General features: G+C 59.7%; 13 protein-coding genes. 9 read left to right on the top strand and 4 right to left on the bottom strand.

Going from position 1 to position 16,445, the window contains the following annotated elements; genetic code table 11:
• The first annotated feature begins 188 nt into the window (after positions 1-188).
• From rho to J3R84_RS17695, 6 genes are all read left to right on the top strand, one after another.
• Positions 189-1,454, top strand: coding sequence for a transcription termination factor Rho (gene rho / locus J3R84_RS17720; protein WP_025425300.1), 1,266 nt, complete (start codon positions 189-191; stop codon positions 1,452-1,454).
• A gap of 404 nt (positions 1,455-1,858) precedes the next feature.
• A complete protein-coding gene (mnmE, locus tag J3R84_RS17715) occupies positions 1,859-3,184 on the top strand; it encodes a tRNA uridine-5-carboxymethylaminomethyl(34) synthesis GTPase MnmE (RefSeq protein ID WP_025425299.1) in 1,326 nt (441 codons plus the stop codon).
• Positions 3,185-3,279: 95 nt separating this feature from the next.
• Entirely contained in the window at positions 3,280-5,163 is a 1,884-nt protein-coding gene (gene mnmG / locus J3R84_RS17710; protein WP_203529735.1) for a tRNA uridine-5-carboxymethylaminomethyl(34) synthesis enzyme MnmG, read from the top strand.
• Positions 5,160-5,801 carry a 16S rRNA (guanine(527)-N(7))-methyltransferase RsmG gene (rsmG, locus tag J3R84_RS17705; RefSeq protein ID WP_025425297.1) on the top strand — a complete coding sequence of 214 codons (642 nt, stop codon included), beginning with the start codon at positions 5,160-5,162 and terminating at the stop codon, positions 5,799-5,801. The genes mnmG and rsmG overlap by 4 nt, the downstream gene beginning before the upstream one ends.
• 15 nt (positions 5,802-5,816) lie before the next feature.
• The gene (locus J3R84_RS17700) at positions 5,817-6,611 is read left to right on the top strand and encodes a ParA family protein (protein WP_025425296.1); all 795 of its coding nucleotides are present in this window, start codon (positions 5,817-5,819) and stop codon (positions 6,609-6,611) included.
• 35 nt (positions 6,612-6,646) lie between these two features.
• Entirely contained in the window at positions 6,647-7,534 is an 888-nt protein-coding gene (locus J3R84_RS17695; protein ID WP_025425295.1) for a ParB/RepB/Spo0J family partition protein, read from the top strand.
• Between the two features lie 153 nt (positions 7,535-7,687).
• Here the strand turns inward: J3R84_RS17695 and holA are convergent, their stop codons facing one another.
• The 3 genes from holA to leuS all read right to left on the bottom strand — a co-directional run bounded on the left by holA (position 7,688) and on the right by leuS (position 11,977).
• Complete coding sequence (holA, locus tag J3R84_RS17690; protein WP_025425294.1) at positions 7,688-8,722, bottom strand: DNA polymerase III subunit delta; 1,035 nt, start codon at positions 8,720-8,722, stop codon at positions 7,688-7,690.
• Positions 8,723-8,835: 113 nt separating this feature from the next.
• Positions 8,836-9,360, bottom strand: coding sequence for an LPS assembly lipoprotein LptE (gene lptE / locus J3R84_RS17685; RefSeq protein WP_025425293.1), 525 nt, complete (start codon positions 9,358-9,360; stop codon positions 8,836-8,838).
• Complete coding sequence (leuS, locus tag J3R84_RS17680) at positions 9,347-11,977, bottom strand: leucine--tRNA ligase (protein ID WP_203529740.1); 2,631 nt, start codon at positions 11,975-11,977, stop codon at positions 9,347-9,349. The genes lptE and leuS overlap by 14 nt, the downstream gene beginning before the upstream one ends.
• Before the next feature lie 224 nt (positions 11,978-12,201).
• Here leuS and J3R84_RS17675 point away from each other — a divergent pair, with 224 nt between their 5' ends.
• Together J3R84_RS17675 and J3R84_RS17670 are read left to right on the top strand one after the other, a co-directional pair.
• The gene (locus tag J3R84_RS17675; protein WP_025425291.1) at positions 12,202-12,861 is read left to right on the top strand and encodes a YggS family pyridoxal phosphate-dependent enzyme; all 660 of its coding nucleotides are present in this window, start codon (positions 12,202-12,204) and stop codon (positions 12,859-12,861) included.
• Positions 12,862-12,974: 113 nt separating this feature from the next.
• Entirely contained in the window at positions 12,975-14,882 is a 1,908-nt protein-coding gene (locus tag J3R84_RS17670; RefSeq protein WP_025425290.1) for an AMP-binding protein, read from the top strand.
• Between the two features lie 122 nt (positions 14,883-15,004).
• Here the strand turns inward: J3R84_RS17670 and J3R84_RS17665 are convergent, their stop codons facing one another.
• The gene (locus J3R84_RS17665; protein WP_025425289.1) at positions 15,005-15,874 is read right to left on the bottom strand and encodes a LysR substrate-binding domain-containing protein; all 870 of its coding nucleotides are present in this window, start codon (positions 15,872-15,874) and stop codon (positions 15,005-15,007) included.
• 137 nt (positions 15,875-16,011) lie between these two features.
• Between J3R84_RS17665 and J3R84_RS17660 the strand changes: the two genes are divergently transcribed.
• Complete coding sequence (locus J3R84_RS17660; RefSeq protein ID WP_025425288.1) at positions 16,012-16,398, top strand: ectoine synthase; 387 nt, start codon at positions 16,012-16,014, stop codon at positions 16,396-16,398.
• Positions 16,399-16,445: the final 47 nt, after the last annotated feature.

The raw sequence follows: 16,445 nt of genomic DNA, 5'->3' as shown, positions 1-16,445 counted from the left end.
TTAACGATTGCTAATTGTAATAGTTCTCGCTAATTTTCGTCAGCCCCTTGCGGCGTTTCACGTGAATCGCTATTTTCTCCCATCTCCTCTTCATGGCTTGTGACAAAGACCAGAGCCTGCCCCTCCTGCCGCAGCTCCCTTCAGAAAACACGCCGTCTTTCCATTCCCAGACGAAACATGGATCCTTCATGGCTGAAATGAAGCTACAAGAACTTAAGAACAAGACGCCGACCGATCTTCTGGCCTTTGCCGAAGAGCTCGAGGTGGAAAATGCGAGCACCATGCGCAAGCAGGAGCTGATGTTCGCAATCCTCAAGATGCTCGCCTCCCAGGATATCGAAATCATCGGTGAAGGCGTCGTCGAGGTTCTGCAGGACGGATTCGGCTTTCTGCGCTCTGCCAATGCCAACTACCTTCCCGGCCCGGACGATATCTACATCTCCCCCTCCCAGATCCGCCGCTTCTCGCTGAAGACCGGCGACACGGTCGAGGGACCGATCCGCGGACCGAAGGAAGGCGAACGCTACTTCGCGCTGCTGAAAGTCAACACCATCAATTTCGACGATCCCGAAAAGATCCGTCACAAGGTTCACTTCGACAACCTGACGCCGCTCTATCCAAACGAGCGCTTCAAGATGGAACTCGATATCCCGACGTCGAAGGACCTTTCTGCTCGGGTGATCGACCTGGTCGCGCCGCTCGGCAAGGGCCAGCGCGGTCTGATCGTCGCTCCGCCGCGCACCGGTAAGACCGTTCTCCTGCAGAACATCGCCCACTCGATCACCGCAAACCATCCGGAATGTTACCTGATCGTTCTGTTGATCGACGAACGGCCGGAAGAAGTCACCGACATGCAGCGCTCCGTGAAGGGCGAAGTGGTTTCCTCTACCTTTGACGAGCCGGCGACGCGCCACGTGCAAGTCGCCGAAATGGTGATCGAAAAGGCAAAGCGCCTGGTCGAGCACGGCCGCGACGTCGTGATCCTGCTCGATTCCATCACCCGCCTCGGTCGCGCCTATAACACCGTTGTTCCTTCATCCGGCAAGGTTCTGACCGGTGGTGTCGACGCCAACGCCCTGCAGCGCCCGAAGCGCTTCTTTGGTGCCGCCCGCAACATCGAAGAAGGTGGTTCGCTGACCATCATCGCCACGGCGCTGATCGATACCGGCAGCCGCATGGACGAAGTCATCTTCGAAGAGTTCAAGGGTACCGGCAACTCGGAAATCGTGCTCGACCGCAAGGTCGCCGACAAGCGCATCTTCCCGGCGATGGACATTCTCAAGTCCGGCACGCGTAAGGAAGACCTGCTGGTTCCACGCCAAGATCTGCAGAAGATCTTCGTTCTTCGCCGGATTCTGGCCCCGATGGGTACCACCGACGCGATCGAGTTCCTCATCGACAAGCTGAAGCAGACAAAGAACAACGGCGACTTCTTCGACTCGATGAACACCTGATACGGCCGAACGCCGATATCGTGATTGAGACCGGGCAGGTGATCTTGCCCGGTCTCTTTATTTCCAGCGATCACGTTGATTAGCCGGATTCAACGATGGACCGGCTTCCTCGGCGAGCCTTTCGATTCGCTATCGCAATGATCTTGGATCCCCTCATCCGGTGTCGCCTTCTGTCAGTTCAGTGATTCACGTGAAACACATTCGGGCGATCCCGCGGCTAAGGCTTGATCTTCTCCCGACTATTCGGCATAAGCTCGCAACCGCTCGACACCTCTGTGAACGCCGGGAACGCCGACTAACGCGTTTCATTCAGCTATCGATATGAGGCCGCCTCACCCGCCGGAACTTGTTTCCGGCGCAGGCGTGCGTAGAGCAGGAACTCTCTTTGGATCTCAGGTGACACGATGCCATCGGTGGATACGATATACGCGCTTTCCAGCGGGGCGTTGCCAGCCGGCGTAGCGGTGATCAGGATAAGCGGACCAGAAACAAACGCTGTCCTGAAGTCATTGTGTGGTGCCGTCCCTGAGCCGCGTTTGGCGTCACTGAAATCGATTCGCTCTCGCAACGGTTTCATGATCGATAGCGGCCTGATCATCTACTTCCGCGGCCCGGCCTCGTTTACAGGGGAAGACTGTGCCGAGTTGCACGTGCATGGCAGCCGTGCCGTTGTTCAAATGCTGCTGCATGAGTTGTCTGGCTTTGCGGGGCTGCGCCACGCTGAGGCCGGCGAGTTTTCACGGCGAGCCTTCCATAACGGCAAGATGGATCTTGTCGAGATTGAGGGCTTGTCGGATCTGATCGCTGCGGAGACCGAGATGCAGCGTCGTCTGGCGCTGGAGCATTCCGCCGGCGGCCAGTCTAAGGTCTATGACGATTGGGCCAAGCGTCTGACCCATGCGCGCGCGATGATCGAGGCGGAGCTCGATTTCGCCGATGAGGAGGACGTGCCGGGCTCGGTCAGTGACCGGATCTGGAAAGATATGGAATTGCTGCGTCGCGAGATCGACGCGCACATTGCCCAGGCGCCGATTGGCGAAATCATCCGGGATGGCCTGAAGATCGTCATTGCCGGCGAACCCAACGCCGGCAAGTCCAGCCTGCTCAATGCCTTGGCAAAACGTGATATCGCGATCGTGACAGAGATAGCCGGAACGACGCGCGATGTGCTTTCCGTCGACCTTTCATTAGCCGGATTCTCCGTCAAGTTGTTCGATACTGCCGGGCTGCGCGAGACCGACGAGACGGTGGAGCGTGAAGGTATTCGCCGCGCTCGCGATGTAATTGCAAACGCCGACCTTGTGCTGCTTCTTTCCGAAAACACAGAAGGTTTTAACACCCTTGACGACCTCGCTCTTACGGCTGTGCCGGTCTTGCGGGTCGCAACCAAGATCGACCGAGCCGGCAGCGATACCATTCCGGGCGCCGAGGTTTCGATTTCGACCACAACGGGTGCGGGGATGGACCAGCTCTTGAACGTCATATCGGGCTATCTACCTGATTTGTCTGGGGTTACCGCCCTCTCTATCCCCTCCAGACGCAGGCATGTTGACGCCTTGCGCCAAGCCAGCATTGCGCTTGCGGAAAGTTTGCGCCTGAACCAAGACGGCCTGGATATACGCGCTGAGCTGCTTCGTGTCGCAGGGGATGCAATCGGACGCATCACCGGGCGTGTGGATGTTGAAAACCTGTTGGATGTGATATTTTCCGAATTCTGTATCGGTAAATGATGTTCGACTAAAACAATACAACGCTAGCGAGTCATGCGAAGCGTTTCACGTGAAACGATTCGAATCCGGAACGCGTTTGATCGGAGATGATAAAAATGGTCCATTTTGACGTTATCGTCATTGGTGGAGGTCATGCCGGCTGCGAGGCTGCGGCGGCGGCCGCGCGCCTCGGTGCACGCACCGCTCTGATTACCCATAAGGCGTCGACCATTGGCGTGATGTCGTGCAACCCGGCGATTGGGGGTCTAGGCAAAGGCCACCTCGTGCGTGAGATCGATGCGCTTGATGGCTTGATGGGTCGCATCGCCGATGCGGCTGGAATTCAGTTTCGCCTGCTCAATCGGCGCAAGGGGCCGGCTGTTCGTGGCCCACGTACCCAAGCCGACCGGCGACTCTATCGCGAAGCCATGCAGCGAGAGATTGACGCCATTGAAAACCTGACCGTGATCGAAGGTGATGCTTTCGACCTTCTTGAACAGGACAGCAAGATTGCCGGCGTGGTGATGAAGGATGGCAGATCCTTTGCTGCGGCGGCGGTGGTGCTGACGACCGGGACCTTTCTAAAGGGACTGATCCATATCGGCGACCATAAGATACCGGCGGGTCGTATTGGCGAAGAGCCGTCGCTTGGCCTCTCCGCCACCTTGGCGCGCTACGGCCTTCGTTTGGGACGGTTGAAGACGGGGACGCCAGCACGCCTGGACGGCAAGACTATTGATTGGGATCGCGTCGGACGCCAGGGGCCTGACGAAGATCCGGTGCCCTTCTCCTTCATGACCGATCGGATCGTCAACCGACAGATCGACTGCGGTGTGACCCGAACCACCGAAGCCACGCATAAGATCATTGCCGACAATATCGGCAAGTCGGCGATGTATTCCGGTCAGATCGAAGGTGTCGGTCCGCGCTACTGCCCCTCGATCGAGGATAAGATCGTTCGCTTTGGCGAACGGGACGGTCACCAGATCTTCCTTGAACCGGAAGGCCTGGACGATGATACCGTCTATCCCAACGGCATTTCGACATCCTTGCCGGCAAACGTTCAAGCCGCGTTTATTCGCACAATCCCCGGCCTTGAGAGTGTCGTGATCCTCCAGCCGGGTTACGCGATCGAATACGATCACGTCGATCCGCGTGAGCTTGATGCGACGCTGGCGGTGCGCAAGATCCCGGGCTTGTTCCTCGCCGGCCAGATCAATGGCACCACGGGCTATGAAGAGGCCGGGGCACAAGGCCTGGTCGCCGGCTTGAATGCTGCCAAGGCAGCGACGGGGCGCGAAGCCGTCATCTTCAGCCGCACCGATTCCTATATCGGCGTGATGGTCGACGACCTGACCTCTCGGGGTATTACCGAACCCTATCGCATGTTCACGTCACGCGCCGAATACCGATTGTCCCTGCGTGCCGACAATGCAGACGTGCGCCTGACACCGAAGGCAATCGAAATCGGTTGCGTGTCTGAAGCGCGGCAGGCGCGCTTTGTCGAATGGAAGGCGCAGTTTGACAGCGGTCGGGCATTGCTCAAGCAATTGTCGGTGACGCCGGCAGAAGGCAACCGTCATGGACTCAAACTGAACCAGGATGGCCAGCGGCGAACGGCGTTCGAAATCCTATCCTATCCTGACCAGAGTGTTGGTGCCTTGCTGATCCTGTGGCCCGAGTTGAAAGACATTCCGTCCGCGGTGGTGGAGGCACTCGAAATCGATGCTGCCTATGCCGTCTATATGGACCGCCAGGCATCGGACATTGCTGGCATCCGCCGCGAAGAGGATTTAGCGATTCCAAGCGATTTTGACTTTTCGGCATTAGCTGGTCTATCGAATGAGCTGAAGCAGAAGTTGACGCTGCAGGCGCCGCGGAATCTGGCCCAGGCGCTGAAGGTCGATGGGATGACCCCGGCCGCGGCCTCGTTGATCTTGGCTTGGTTGAAACGAATGAGTCGTTCCGCGGAACGGGAAGAAAAGGTAAGTGCGCAATGAAAACGAGTCCCTTCGCTGGCTTGAACGGACTGCGTGTTTCACGTGAAACGAAGGAACGACTAGAGCACTTCGCAGCGCTGTTTCAGAAATGGGCGAAGTTCATCAATCTGATTGCTCCGTCGACGCTCGACGACCTGTGGCGGCGGCATATCGTCGATAGTCTACAATTGGCGCAACTTGCGCCGGGTCCGAAGACCTGGGTCGATCTCGGTAGCGGTGGTGGATTTCCCGGAGTGATTACCGCCATCTACCTCCAGGAATTTTCCGACGGCTGGGTACATTTGATCGAGAGCAACAACAAGAAAGCCGCTTTCCTGCGTGTTGCGTTGACGGAGACCGGTGCGCGCGGATCCGTTCATCCGATTCGAATCGAAGATGCCAGCTCTGTCGCACCAAAATGCGATGCGATTTCCGCCCGTGCGCTGGCGGATCTGAGCCTACTGCTCGATTATTCATCGCCTTGGCTGACGGCCGAAGGTGGCAAAACGGTCGCCTACTTCCACAAAGGGCGGGATTACCAGCGTGAGATCGACAAAGCCGTTGGCCGCTATGCGTTTGATCTGGTAAAACACCCAAGCATCGTTGAGCCAGATTCTGTTGTGCTCGAGATCGCAAATCTTTCGCGAAGAACTCAGTGATTGGCGAGCGGAAACATGTTTGGCGCAAAAAATCGGATCATCACGATAGCGAACCAGAAGGGGGGCGTCGGCAAAACGACGACGGCGATCAATCTGGCAACGGCATTGGCCGCCATCGGCGAAAAGGTTCTGATCGTTGATCTGGACCCGCAGGGCAATGCCAGCACCGGCCTCGGCATTCAGCGCCGCGATCGCCATCTCTCCTCCTATGAATTGATGGTTGGATCGCACTCGATAGGTGAGATCGTCCAGCAGACAGTTGTGCCGAATCTGGCTATCGTGCCCTCGACGATGGATCTGCTCGGCGTCGAAATGGAAATCTCCAGGGAGGTCGATCGCGCCTTTCGTCTTCGCAAGGCCTTGGAGAGCCCCGAGGCATTGGAGTATTCATACGTTCTCGTCGACTGCCCGCCATCGTTCAATCTGCTGACGATGAACGCTATGGCTGCCGCACATTCGGTACTGGTGCCGCTTCAGTGCGAATTCTTCGCGCTGGAGGGTTTGAGCCAGTTGCTGGAGACGGTTGACCAAGTGCGCCAAACGGTCAACCCGAACCTGGACATCCAGGGTATCGTGTTGACGATGTTCGATTCTCGCAACAATCTGGCACAGCAGGTGGTGAGCGATGTCCGCACCCATCTTGGGGATAAGGTCTACCACACGCTCATTCCGCGGAATGTGCGTGTATCGGAAGCACCGTCCTATGGTAAGCCGGCCATCCTTTACGATCTGAAATGCGCAGGCAGCCAAGCCTACCTTCAACTCGCATCGGAAGTAATCCAGCGCGAGCGGCAGCGCAAAGCCGCATAATTGTTTCGGTACCGGAATTTAAATCGGGTGACACTATGAACGACGACAGCTCGAAGAGAAGGCTTGGCCGGGGACTGGCTGCATTGATCGGCGAGATGGATCAGCCGATACAGGCCGGCGCCTCCCCTGCTCCGGTTAACCCCGATCGGAAAGTGCCGATCGAGTTCGTATCGCGCAACCCGCGAAACCCGCGTCGACAGTTCGACGAAGGTGAACTGCAGGACCTCGCCAGTTCCATTCGGCAGCACGGCATCGTCCAGCCGGTCGTCGCTCGCACGATCGGCACTGACCGTTACGAGATCATCGCCGGGGAACGCCGCTGGCGTGCAGCGCAGCTCGCCGGCTTTACCGAAATTCCGGTTATCATCCGCGACGTTGACGATCGCACGGCGCTCGAAATCGCGATCGTCGAGAACGTGCAGCGGTCCGACCTTAACCCGCTCGACGAAGCGCTTGGCTACGAGCAGCTGATTGCCGAACACGGCTACACCCAGAACGATCTCGGCGAGATCATCGGCAAGAGCCGCAGCCATGTCGCCAACAGCCTGCGGCTTTTGAAGCTGCCCGAGCCGGTGCGGGACATGTTGTCAGAAGGAAGCCTGTCGGCAGGCCATGCGCGCGCGCTGATCCCGACGTCGGATCCGGCAACGCTCGCCCGCAACATCGTCGCAAAGGGTCTCTCCGTTCGCGACGCTGAGCGGCTGGCGCAGAACGATATTCGCGCCCAGAACGATCCCCACTACGCCAAGGCCGCACGTCGTGACGAGAAGGACGCCGATACGTTGGCGCTGGAGCGGACACTGTCCGACAGCCTCGGGCTTGAAGTCACCGTCAGTCACAAGGCTTCAGGCGGGCACCTCAGGATTTCCTACAAGACGCTTGATCAGCTTGAAGAGATCTGCCGCCTGCTCGAGCGCCGCTAGAGTGTTTTCGATTTAAACCGAACTACAGAAACGCTCTATCTCTTTGTTTTTACGCATTTCCTGACGGAAAACCGCTTCGCACCTTTCCTGGAAAGGCTTTAAGCGCGCTTCCAATTGCCCGATAGGCTGATTTGAGCCTGCTTTTGCGGGCTCTCAGCGTCTGGCTGACTGCACGGCAATCGCCAACAGGTTCTGCAGCACCATGCTCTCCTCGAGGCTCTGGCGCGTGCGGCTCTGATAGATCGTATTTTGAAGCCGTGTCAGTTCGCGGCGGATCGCCGGCGAAGACCAATGTCTGAGGGCTGCTTCGATGATGGGCTTGCGACGAAAATGCAGGTGCCGGCCCATGGTGGCGATAACCTGGCCGGCCTGCTGGCGGCTGGCATCCATTTCGGCGCGCATCAGATCGAGCTGCTGAAACTGCCTGAGGCACCCCTGCAAAACGAGGAAGGCGGGCGTTTTTGACGTGGTTATCTTCTGCATCGCATGCAATAGACCGTCAAGGTCACCCTTCAGGACCGCATCGACAGCATCATCAACGGAAATGGCGCTGGCATCGCCGACAATGTCGGTCACATCCGATTCGTCGACGGTGCTCTTGCCACGGCAATAGAGTGCAAGCTTGCGTACTTCGTTGCGCGATGCCAGGCGGTCGCCGCCAAGCGCTTCCATCAGCCGTTCACGTGCCGCCGGAGTAATGCCGAGTTTTTCTTCGCCCAATTCCTTGTCGATCAACGCCTGCAGGCTGCGGGCGTCGTCGCTGTAGCAGGCGATAGTCGCGATCGAACGTGCCGTCTCGGCCACCTTGCGCAGCGCCGATCCCTTCTTGAGATCACCCGCTTCGACGACAACATAGCTACCGGTCGGCGGTTCGCCGGCCAAAATCTGCAGACCATCGACCAACGCCTTCTCGTTGGCGGCTCCGCGGACCCAGATGAGCCTTTCGCCACCGAAGAGGCCGATCGAATTGACCTCGTCGAGCAACCGGCCGGGGCTCTGTTGCAGATCCCCGGCATCGAGCTTGGTGATGGAAAATGGGTCGTCGAGCGCAACGCCGCTGCGCGACGCGATCGCCTCTGCCCGCTCCGAAACCAGCCCGCGGTCTGGTCCGTAGAGGACAAAGAGGCGATAAAGTGCCGCTGACTTCTGTAGGAAAGAGTCGAATTCGTGCGACTTGACTTCGCTCATTCCGTCACCGCCTAGAGCGTTTCCAGTTTAGACTGACTCCCAGAAACGCTCTATCCCTTTGTTTCAACGCAATTCCTGCCGGAAAACCGCTTCGCACTTTTCCTGGAAATGCTCTATCGGCTGAGGGCCGCGGCGATATCGGCCCGGATCAGCTCTGCCAGTTCCCTTGCAGCGCGGTTCTCGCCATCGCGGACGGCGCGGACCTTGGCAAACTCCTGGACGGGAAAGTCGACAAGCGCGACGGCCGTGCGGTTGCCTGACTTGATGGTTTCGCCCGTGCCGGCCCTGGACAGGTTATAGTCCGCTTTCACGACGATACGCCCTGCGGCTGCCCGGTCCCGTGCCTGATCAAAGAGCGTGCCCATGACGCGGGTCGTGACGTTCAGCGCCAGATGATATTGCGGGTTCGCCGGTTCTCCCTGGCCGCCGGCGGCCAGGAAGATCAATGCGTTGCGCACCTCCTGCTCAACACGGTCATCCGCATCGGAGATTTCGATCGACGCAAGCGCTGCCGATGTGCCGACCGCATCGGAATAAAGTGGCCTGACCTGGCAGCCGGCGAGCGCGGTCAACATAAGAACACCAGCCAGCATCGGGAGCGACCGGATGCTGGAGCCAGCTCTATCAGACAACGACATTGACGATCCTCTGAGGCACGACGATGATTTTCTTGGGGCTGCTGCCGTTGAGAACGGACTTGACGGCATCGAGAGCGAGAACGGCATTCTCGATCGCAGTCTGATCTGCATCGCGCGCGATTGTCAAATCCGCGCGCTTCTTGCCGTTGATCTGGACCGGCAGCGTGACTTCATTCTCAACGACGAGCGCCGCATCAAACTTCGGCCAGCCGCTTTCGGCGATCAGGCCCTTGCCGCCGATCGCCTGCCAGCATTCCTCGGCCAGGTGCGGCATCATTGGGGCGATCAGGTTGACCAGGATCGATGTTGCTTCCTTTGCAGCCGCTGCCAGCGCCGCATCGGCCTTGCCGGCAGCAACCTGGGTCAAGGGGGCCGCAATCACGTTCACGAGCTCATAGATACGTGCCACGGCCTTGTTGAAGGCCAGCTTGTCGTAATCGGCTTCAACCGCGCGCAGCGTCCTGTGGGCCGCCTGTGAGAGAACGAGTCCGCTGCCTTCATGGGCTGGCGCCGCCTCGACTGTGCGAAGTGTTTCCGCCGCCTCGCCGATCAGGCGCCAGACGCGCTGAACGAAGCGATGGGCGCCTTCGACGCCAGACTCTGACCAGATGACGTCACGGTCGGGCGGCGAGTCGGACAGAACGAAGAAGCGTGCGGTATCGGCGCCGTAGGAGGCGATGATATCGTCAGGATCAACGACGTTCTTCTTCGACTTCGACATCTTCTCGATCGAGCCGATGGTGATGTCTTCGCCGGTCTCGAGCAGAACGGCGCGGCGCTGTCCGTCGACCTCGTCGATGCGGATTTCCGCCGGCGTGATCCATTCGCGCTGGGCGCCTTCGCCGCGGCTGTAGGTCTCGTGCACCACCATGCCCTGGGTGAACAGGCCCTTGAACGGTTCGTCCAGGGCAACATGGCCGGTCGCCTTCATCGCGCGGGTGAAGAAGCGCGAATAGAGCAGATGTAGGATCGCGTGTTCGATACCGCCGATATACTGGTCGACGGGCAGCCAGTGGTTGGCCGTCTTCGGATCGGTCGGGTCGTCCTCCCAAGGAGCCGTGAAGCGCGTGAAGTACCAGGACGAATCGACGAAGGTGTCCATCGTGTCGGTCTCGCGACGGGCGTCCTTGCCGCAATGCGGGCAGGCCACGTGCCGCCAGGTCGGATGGCGGTCGAGCGGGTTGCCCGGCTTGTCGAAGGTGACGTCCGGCGGCAGGATGACGGGCAGGTCGGCCTTGGGAACGGGAATGACGCCGCAGTCATCGCAATGGATGACCGGGATCGGGCAGCCCCAATAGCGCTGGCGGGAAATACCCCAGTCGCGCAGGCGGAAATTGACCTTGCGTTCGGCGCGCGGCGCGCCGGCCAACACGCACTTTTCCAGCTTCGATGCCACGGTTTCGAACGCGTCTTCCGTCGACAGGCCGTCGAGAAAACGCGAATTGATCATCACGCCGTCGCCGATATAGGCCTCGTCACCGATCGCGAAGCTTTCGGCATCGGCATCCCTCGGCATGACGACCGGAACGACTGGAAGCCCATACTTGCGGGCGAAGTCGAGGTCGCGCTGGTCGCCGGACGGGCAGCCGAAGATCGCGCCCGTGCCGTAGTCCATGAGGACGAAGTTGGCGACGTAGACCGGCAGCTCCCAGCTTTCGTCGAGTGGATGCCTGGCGCGGATGCCGGTGTCCATGCCCTTCTTTTCAGCGGTCTCGAGCGCTGCAAGTGAGGTCCCGGCGCGCCGGCACTCCTCGCAGAAGGCCTCGATTGCCGGATCCTTTGCCGCTGCCTGCCTGGCAAGCGGGTGATCGGCGGAAATCGCCAGGAAGGAGGCGCCGAACAGCGTGTCCGGACGGGTAGTGTAAACGATCAGTTCCGTGGTGTCGGCGGCGGCGGTGCCTTCGACGATCTGCCAGCGAATGGACAGGCCCTCGGAGCGGCCGATCCAGTTCTTCTGCATCAGGCGTACTTTTTCCGGCCACTGGTCCAGCGTGTCCAGAGCGTCCAGCAGTTCCTGGCTGAAGTCGGTGATGCGGAAGAACCACTGCGTCAGCTCGCGCTGCTCGACGAGCGCGCCGGAACGCCAACCGCGGCCGTCAATGACCTGCTCGTTGGCGAGAACGGTATTGTCGACCGGGTCCCAGTTGACCTTGGACTGCTTGCGGTAAACCAGGCCCTTCTCGAGAAAATCGATAAACAGGTGCTGTTGGCGCTGGTAGTATTCAGGGTCGCAGGTCGCGAATTCGCGGTTCCAGTCAAGCGACAGTCCCATGACCTTCAGCTGCGCCTTCATCGAGGCGATGTTCTGATAGGTCCAGCTGGCCGGATGCACGCCGCGCTCCATGGCGGCGTTTTCCGCCGGCATGCCGAAGGCATCCCAACCCATGGGGTGAAGCACGTTGAAGCCCCGGGCGCGCTTGTAGCGGGCGACGACGTCGCCCATCGTGTAGTTGCGCACGTGGCCCATGTGGATGCGCCCGGACGGATAGGGGAACATCTCGAGCACGTAATATTTTTCGCGCGGATCATCGTTCTCGGTCTTGAAGACCTCGCCGTTTTCCCATTCCTGCTGCCAACGCGGCTCGGCATCACGCGGATTATATCGTTCGGTAGACATGTCTTTTAGGTGTTCCGGAAGTTCTGCGGGGCAAGGGAGCGCCCTCATGATAGTTGGGGTGACCTTCATCATGAAACCGCTTGGTGGTCAAGTTTTCGAAGGGTTTGGCGCGACACTTTGGCGGATTTGGGCCGGCTCGAGCGGCGATGGCCTTGGCAAGGCGCGCAAGTTTGCCTAATCCGCTAGTTATCGCCCGGAAGGTCGTTATGTCGGAGAATATATCCATGGAAGTTCAAGAGCGGTTACAGGATGTCGTGAGCCGGATTCACACGGCGGAAAGGGCGGCAAAGCGCCCAAAGAATGCCGTCAGCCTCGTTGCCGTTTCCAAGACATTCGACGCTGACGCGATCCGTCCGGTGATCGAGGCCGGCCAACGCGTGTTCGGCGAAAACCGCGTGCAGGAAGCACAGGGCAAATGGCCGCTGCTGAAGGGCGAAAGCCCCGATCTGGCGCTGCATCTGATCGGGCCGCTGCAGTCCAACAAGGCGGCAGAAGCCGTTGCCCTGTTTGATGTCATCGAGACCGTCGATCGCGAGAAAATTGCCCGGGCGATCTCGGCGGAAATGAAGCGCCAGGACAGGACGCTTCGTCTCTATGTCCAGGTCAACACCGGTCTGGAACCGCAGAAGGCCGGAATTGCGCCTGCAGAAACCATCGCGTTCGTGACCTTCTGCCGCGAGGAACTGGATATGGTTATCGAGGGTCTGATGTGCATTCCGCCTGTCGACGAGAACCCCGGTCCGCATTTTGCGCTGTTGGCGAAACTAGCCGGCGCGTGCATGCTCGACAGGCTGTCGATGGGCATGTCCGGAGATTTCGAAACGGCGGTCCAGTTCGGCGCGACCAGCGTGCGCGTCGGTTCGGCAATTTTCGGATCACGCTGACGGCCAAAACGTCGCATTACGCTTTCGTCGGGGTTCACCTTCGTTCTCATTAGCCTATCCTTGTGCACGAGGAGGCCGGGCATCGCCCGGCATGCATTGGGAGGAGAACGGATATGGCGAGCCGCTATTCCGAAGTGTACGGCGCGTGGAAGACGGATCCGGAGGGGTTCTGGTCTGAGGCGGCAGAGGCGATCGACTGGTTCGAGAGGCCGGAGCGCGCCTTCGAGGCTGAAGGGGGCATTTATGGCCACTGGTTTCCCGGCGGGCTGACCAACAGCTGCTACAATTGCCTGGACCGGCATGTCGAAGCCGGTCGTGGCGAGCAGATCGCCTTCATCTACGACAGCCCGGTCACGTCTAGCATCGAGCGCATCTCCTATGGAGCGTTGCTCGACGACGTCAAGGCGCTGGCCGCCGTCTACCGCAAGCTCGGCGTCGACAAAGGCGATCGCATCATCATCTATATGCCGATGATCCCGCAGGCGGCGGTGGCGATGCTTGCCGCCGCGCGCATCGGCGCGGTGCATTCGGTGGTGTTTGGCGGCTTCGCCGCCAACGAACTCGCCGTTCGCATCGACGATTGCCGGGCCAAGCTCATCGTGTCGGCCAGCTGCGGCATCGAGCCCGGTCGCACGGTCGCCTACAAGCCGCTGCTCGATGCGGCGCTGACGATCGCCGAACACAAACCGGCGCATTGCCTTGTCTATCAGCGCGAGATGCTGCAGGCGGATATGACGCCGGTGCGCGATATCGACTATGCCACAGCGCTTGCGGCGGCAAAGGATGCGGGCGACGAGGCCGGTTGCACGCCGGTGGCGTCCACCGATCCGCTTTACGTGCTCTATACCTCCGGCACCACAGGCCAGCCGAAGGGCGTGGTGCGCGACAATGGCGGCCACATGGTTGCGCTCAAATGGTCGATGCAGAATTTCTTCGGCGTTCAGCCCGGTGAGGTCTTCTGGGCGGCGTCCGACATCGGCTGGGTCGTCGGGCATTCGTTCATCGTCTATGGGCCGCTTCTCAACGGCAACACCTCGATCCTGTTCGAAGGCAAGCCCGTCGGCACGCCGGATCCCGGAACCTACTGGCGGATTATCGCGGAACACGGCGTGGCCGTCATGTTCACCGCTCCGACGGCGCTGCGCGCCATTCGCAAGGAGGATCCGGATGCGTCGCTGGTGACGAACCATGATCTTTCTCGGTTTCGTGCGTTGTTTCTGGCCGGTGAACGGGCCGACCCCGACACGATCTGCTGGGCGGAAAGGGCGCTCGGTGTGCCGATCATCGACCATTGGTGGCAGACGGAAACGGGCTGGCCTGTTGCCGGCAATCCGCTCGGACTCGGACTCCTGCCTGTCAAATACGGATCACCGGCTGTTCCGTTACCCGGCTACGATGTCCAGATCCTCGACGACGCCGGTCATCCGGTCGAAGCGGGCACGCTGGGCAACGTCGTGGTCAAACTGCCTTTGCCTCCAGGGTGTCTGCCGACACTCTGGAATGCCGACCATCGGTTTCGCGCGGCCTATCTCGAGGAGTTTCCCGGCTACTACAAGACGGCCGATGCCGGCTACCTCGACGATGACGGCTATGTCTTCATCATGGCGCGCACCGACGACATCATCAATGTCGCCGGTCACCGGTTGTCGACGGGCGCCATGGAGGAAGTGTGCGCCAGCCATCCGGATGTGGCGGAATGTGCCGTCATCGGCATCGCCGACGCGCTGAAGGGTCAGATCCCCGCCGGCTTTCTGGTCATCAACTCGAATGTTTCCCGTGAAACATCCGAGATCGAACGGGAGGTCATCAGCCTCGTGCGTGATCGCATCGGGCCGGTGGCCGCCTTCCGCGTGGCGATGTGCGTCAAGCGGCTGCCGAAAACCCGATCCGGCAAGATCCTGCGCGCGACGATCCAGAAGATCGCCGATCGCCAACCGTGGAAAATGCCGGCGACAATCGACGACCCAGCGATCCTCGATGAGATTGCCGCGGTGCTTCATTCCAAGGGTATCGGCATCTGATCGTGCATTCTACAGCGCCGCGCGTCTTATTAGACGCGCAAAGGTCGCTGTAGCACTTTGAATGGCTGCATGTTTTTATCCTTAAATCGAATAGGATTTAAGGAAACATGCAGGAGCATGCCTCAGATTCGAACGACGGAACTGAACCACGTGCTGAAGGCCGCCACCGGTTTGCTGCGCAGGTTCTTGGTGATGAGGTAGTAACTCTCGTCTTCAAGTGTGGCGATCGGCGAGAGGACGATGAGATCGCCGTGCTCGATCTCGCGGCGAAAGACTTCGACCGGGCAGAGCGCCACGCCATGGCCGGCGATCACGGCCGTCGCCAGCAGGTTGAAATCCTGGAAAACCGGACCGCGGCGCGGCGGTCGAGCCATGGGCAGGCCGGCTGTCGCAAACCATTCTTGCCACCGCGCGATCGTCTCGTCGTGAAGCAGGTCGGCGGTGGTGATTGCCTCTGGTGTGTCGAGCGCGCCTTTGCGCTCGATGTAACGAGGGCTGGCGACCGGGCGGTTCGCACGCGAAAACAGCCGGTCGCATTGCGTCCCGACGGATAGGTCCGCACCGAGCGTGATGAGCACGTCGCAACCCGTCTCCCGCAGCCTCTGCTCGGCCATCGCGTAGATTACCTTTACATCGACGTCCGGGTGCCGTTCGAGGAAATCGCTGAGCGCCGGTATCAGCCAGCGCGTGGCGATCGATGGGATGCAAGCGACGGTGATCGATGATTTGGCGTTGGCGCGCAGCATTTCTGTTTCGATCGCGATGCGCGCAAAACACGATGTCAAGGCGTCGGCCAACCGCTCGGCGTCAGGAAGGAGACCGACGCCGCGCTTTTCCCGCCGGAACAACGGCCGGCCGAACCATTCCTCGAGCAGCCTTATCTGATGGCTAACTGCAGCGTGTGTGACATGCAGCTCGTCCGCGGCACGTGAAAAGCTGGCGAGCCGGGCGGCGGCCTCGAATGCGCGAAGCATGCCGAGTGGCGGAAGCATCTGCAAATTCTCCTCAACCACCTCTTGAGAAATCGTTGTTTTTCTATCGAAAAGTCCCGTGGGATAAGGATTTCAACATCACGAGAACGCATTCCGGTCTTCGTCATGTAAGAATTTCTCATAGGAGGATATAGCACATGTTCGTGCGCAGCCTGCAGGATATCGAGGCCACCGATCATTTCGTCGAATGGGGGAGCGGCACCAGCCACCGACTGCTGACGGAAAAAGATGGCATGGGTTTTACCGTTTGCCACACCGTCGTTCGCGCCAATACGGTCTCATTGCTGGAGTACCGCAACCATCTTGAGGCTTGCTACTGCATCGCCGGCCAGGGCGAGGTGGAGGATATGCAGGGCAATGTCTTTCCGATTCGTCAGGGCGACATCTACGTGCTCGATCAGCACGACAAACATTTCCTGCGGGGAGGAAAAAATGAGGATCTCATCCTCGTCAGTGTCTTCAATCCACCGCTCAAGGGGACCGAGCGCCACAATCTGAAGGACCAGTCCGGTTCGGCCTACTGAATCTGGCAAACAAAAAAGCCCGGATCGAGCGATCCGGGCTTTCGTCA

Origin of the sequence: Ensifer canadensis (assembly GCF_017488845.2) — a bacterium.
Taxonomy (GTDB): domain Bacteria; phylum Pseudomonadota; class Alphaproteobacteria; order Rhizobiales; family Rhizobiaceae; genus Ensifer; species Ensifer canadensis.
Note: the sequence above shows the minus strand (reverse complement) of the source record. Positions and strands in the feature narration are given on the sequence as shown.

Excerpts from the sequence above, each read along its gene's own strand:
- J3R84_RS17695 (WP_025425295.1), top strand. The coding sequence starts at position 6,647 with ATGAACGACGACAGCTCGAAGAGAAGGCTTGGCCGGGGACTGGCTGCA.
- leuS (WP_203529740.1), bottom strand. The coding sequence starts at position 11,977 with ATGTCTACCGAACGATATAATCCGCGTGATGCCGAGCCGCGTTGGCAG.
- rsmG (WP_025425297.1), top strand. The coding sequence starts at position 5,160 with ATGAAAACGAGTCCCTTCGCTGGCTTGAACGGACTGCGTGTTTCACGT.
- mnmE (WP_025425299.1), top strand. The coding sequence starts at position 1,859 with ATGCCATCGGTGGATACGATATACGCGCTTTCCAGCGGGGCGTTGCCA.
- rho (WP_025425300.1), top strand. The coding sequence starts at position 189 with ATGGCTGAAATGAAGCTACAAGAACTTAAGAACAAGACGCCGACCGAT.
- J3R84_RS17670 (WP_025425290.1), top strand. The coding sequence starts at position 12,975 with ATGGCGAGCCGCTATTCCGAAGTGTACGGCGCGTGGAAGACGGATCCG.
- mnmG (WP_203529735.1), top strand. The coding sequence starts at position 3,280 with ATGGTCCATTTTGACGTTATCGTCATTGGTGGAGGTCATGCCGGCTGC.
- lptE (WP_025425293.1), bottom strand. The coding sequence starts at position 9,360 with ATGTCGTTGTCTGATAGAGCTGGCTCCAGCATCCGGTCGCTCCCGATG.
- holA (WP_025425294.1), bottom strand. The coding sequence starts at position 8,722 with ATGAGCGAAGTCAAGTCGCACGAATTCGACTCTTTCCTACAGAAGTCA.
- J3R84_RS17660 (WP_025425288.1), top strand. The coding sequence starts at position 16,012 with ATGTTCGTGCGCAGCCTGCAGGATATCGAGGCCACCGATCATTTCGTC.
- J3R84_RS17665 (WP_025425289.1), bottom strand. The coding sequence starts at position 15,874 with ATGCTTCCGCCACTCGGCATGCTTCGCGCATTCGAGGCCGCCGCCCGG.
- J3R84_RS17700 (WP_025425296.1), top strand. The coding sequence starts at position 5,817 with ATGTTTGGCGCAAAAAATCGGATCATCACGATAGCGAACCAGAAGGGG.
- J3R84_RS17675 (WP_025425291.1), top strand. The coding sequence starts at position 12,202 with ATGGAAGTTCAAGAGCGGTTACAGGATGTCGTGAGCCGGATTCACACG.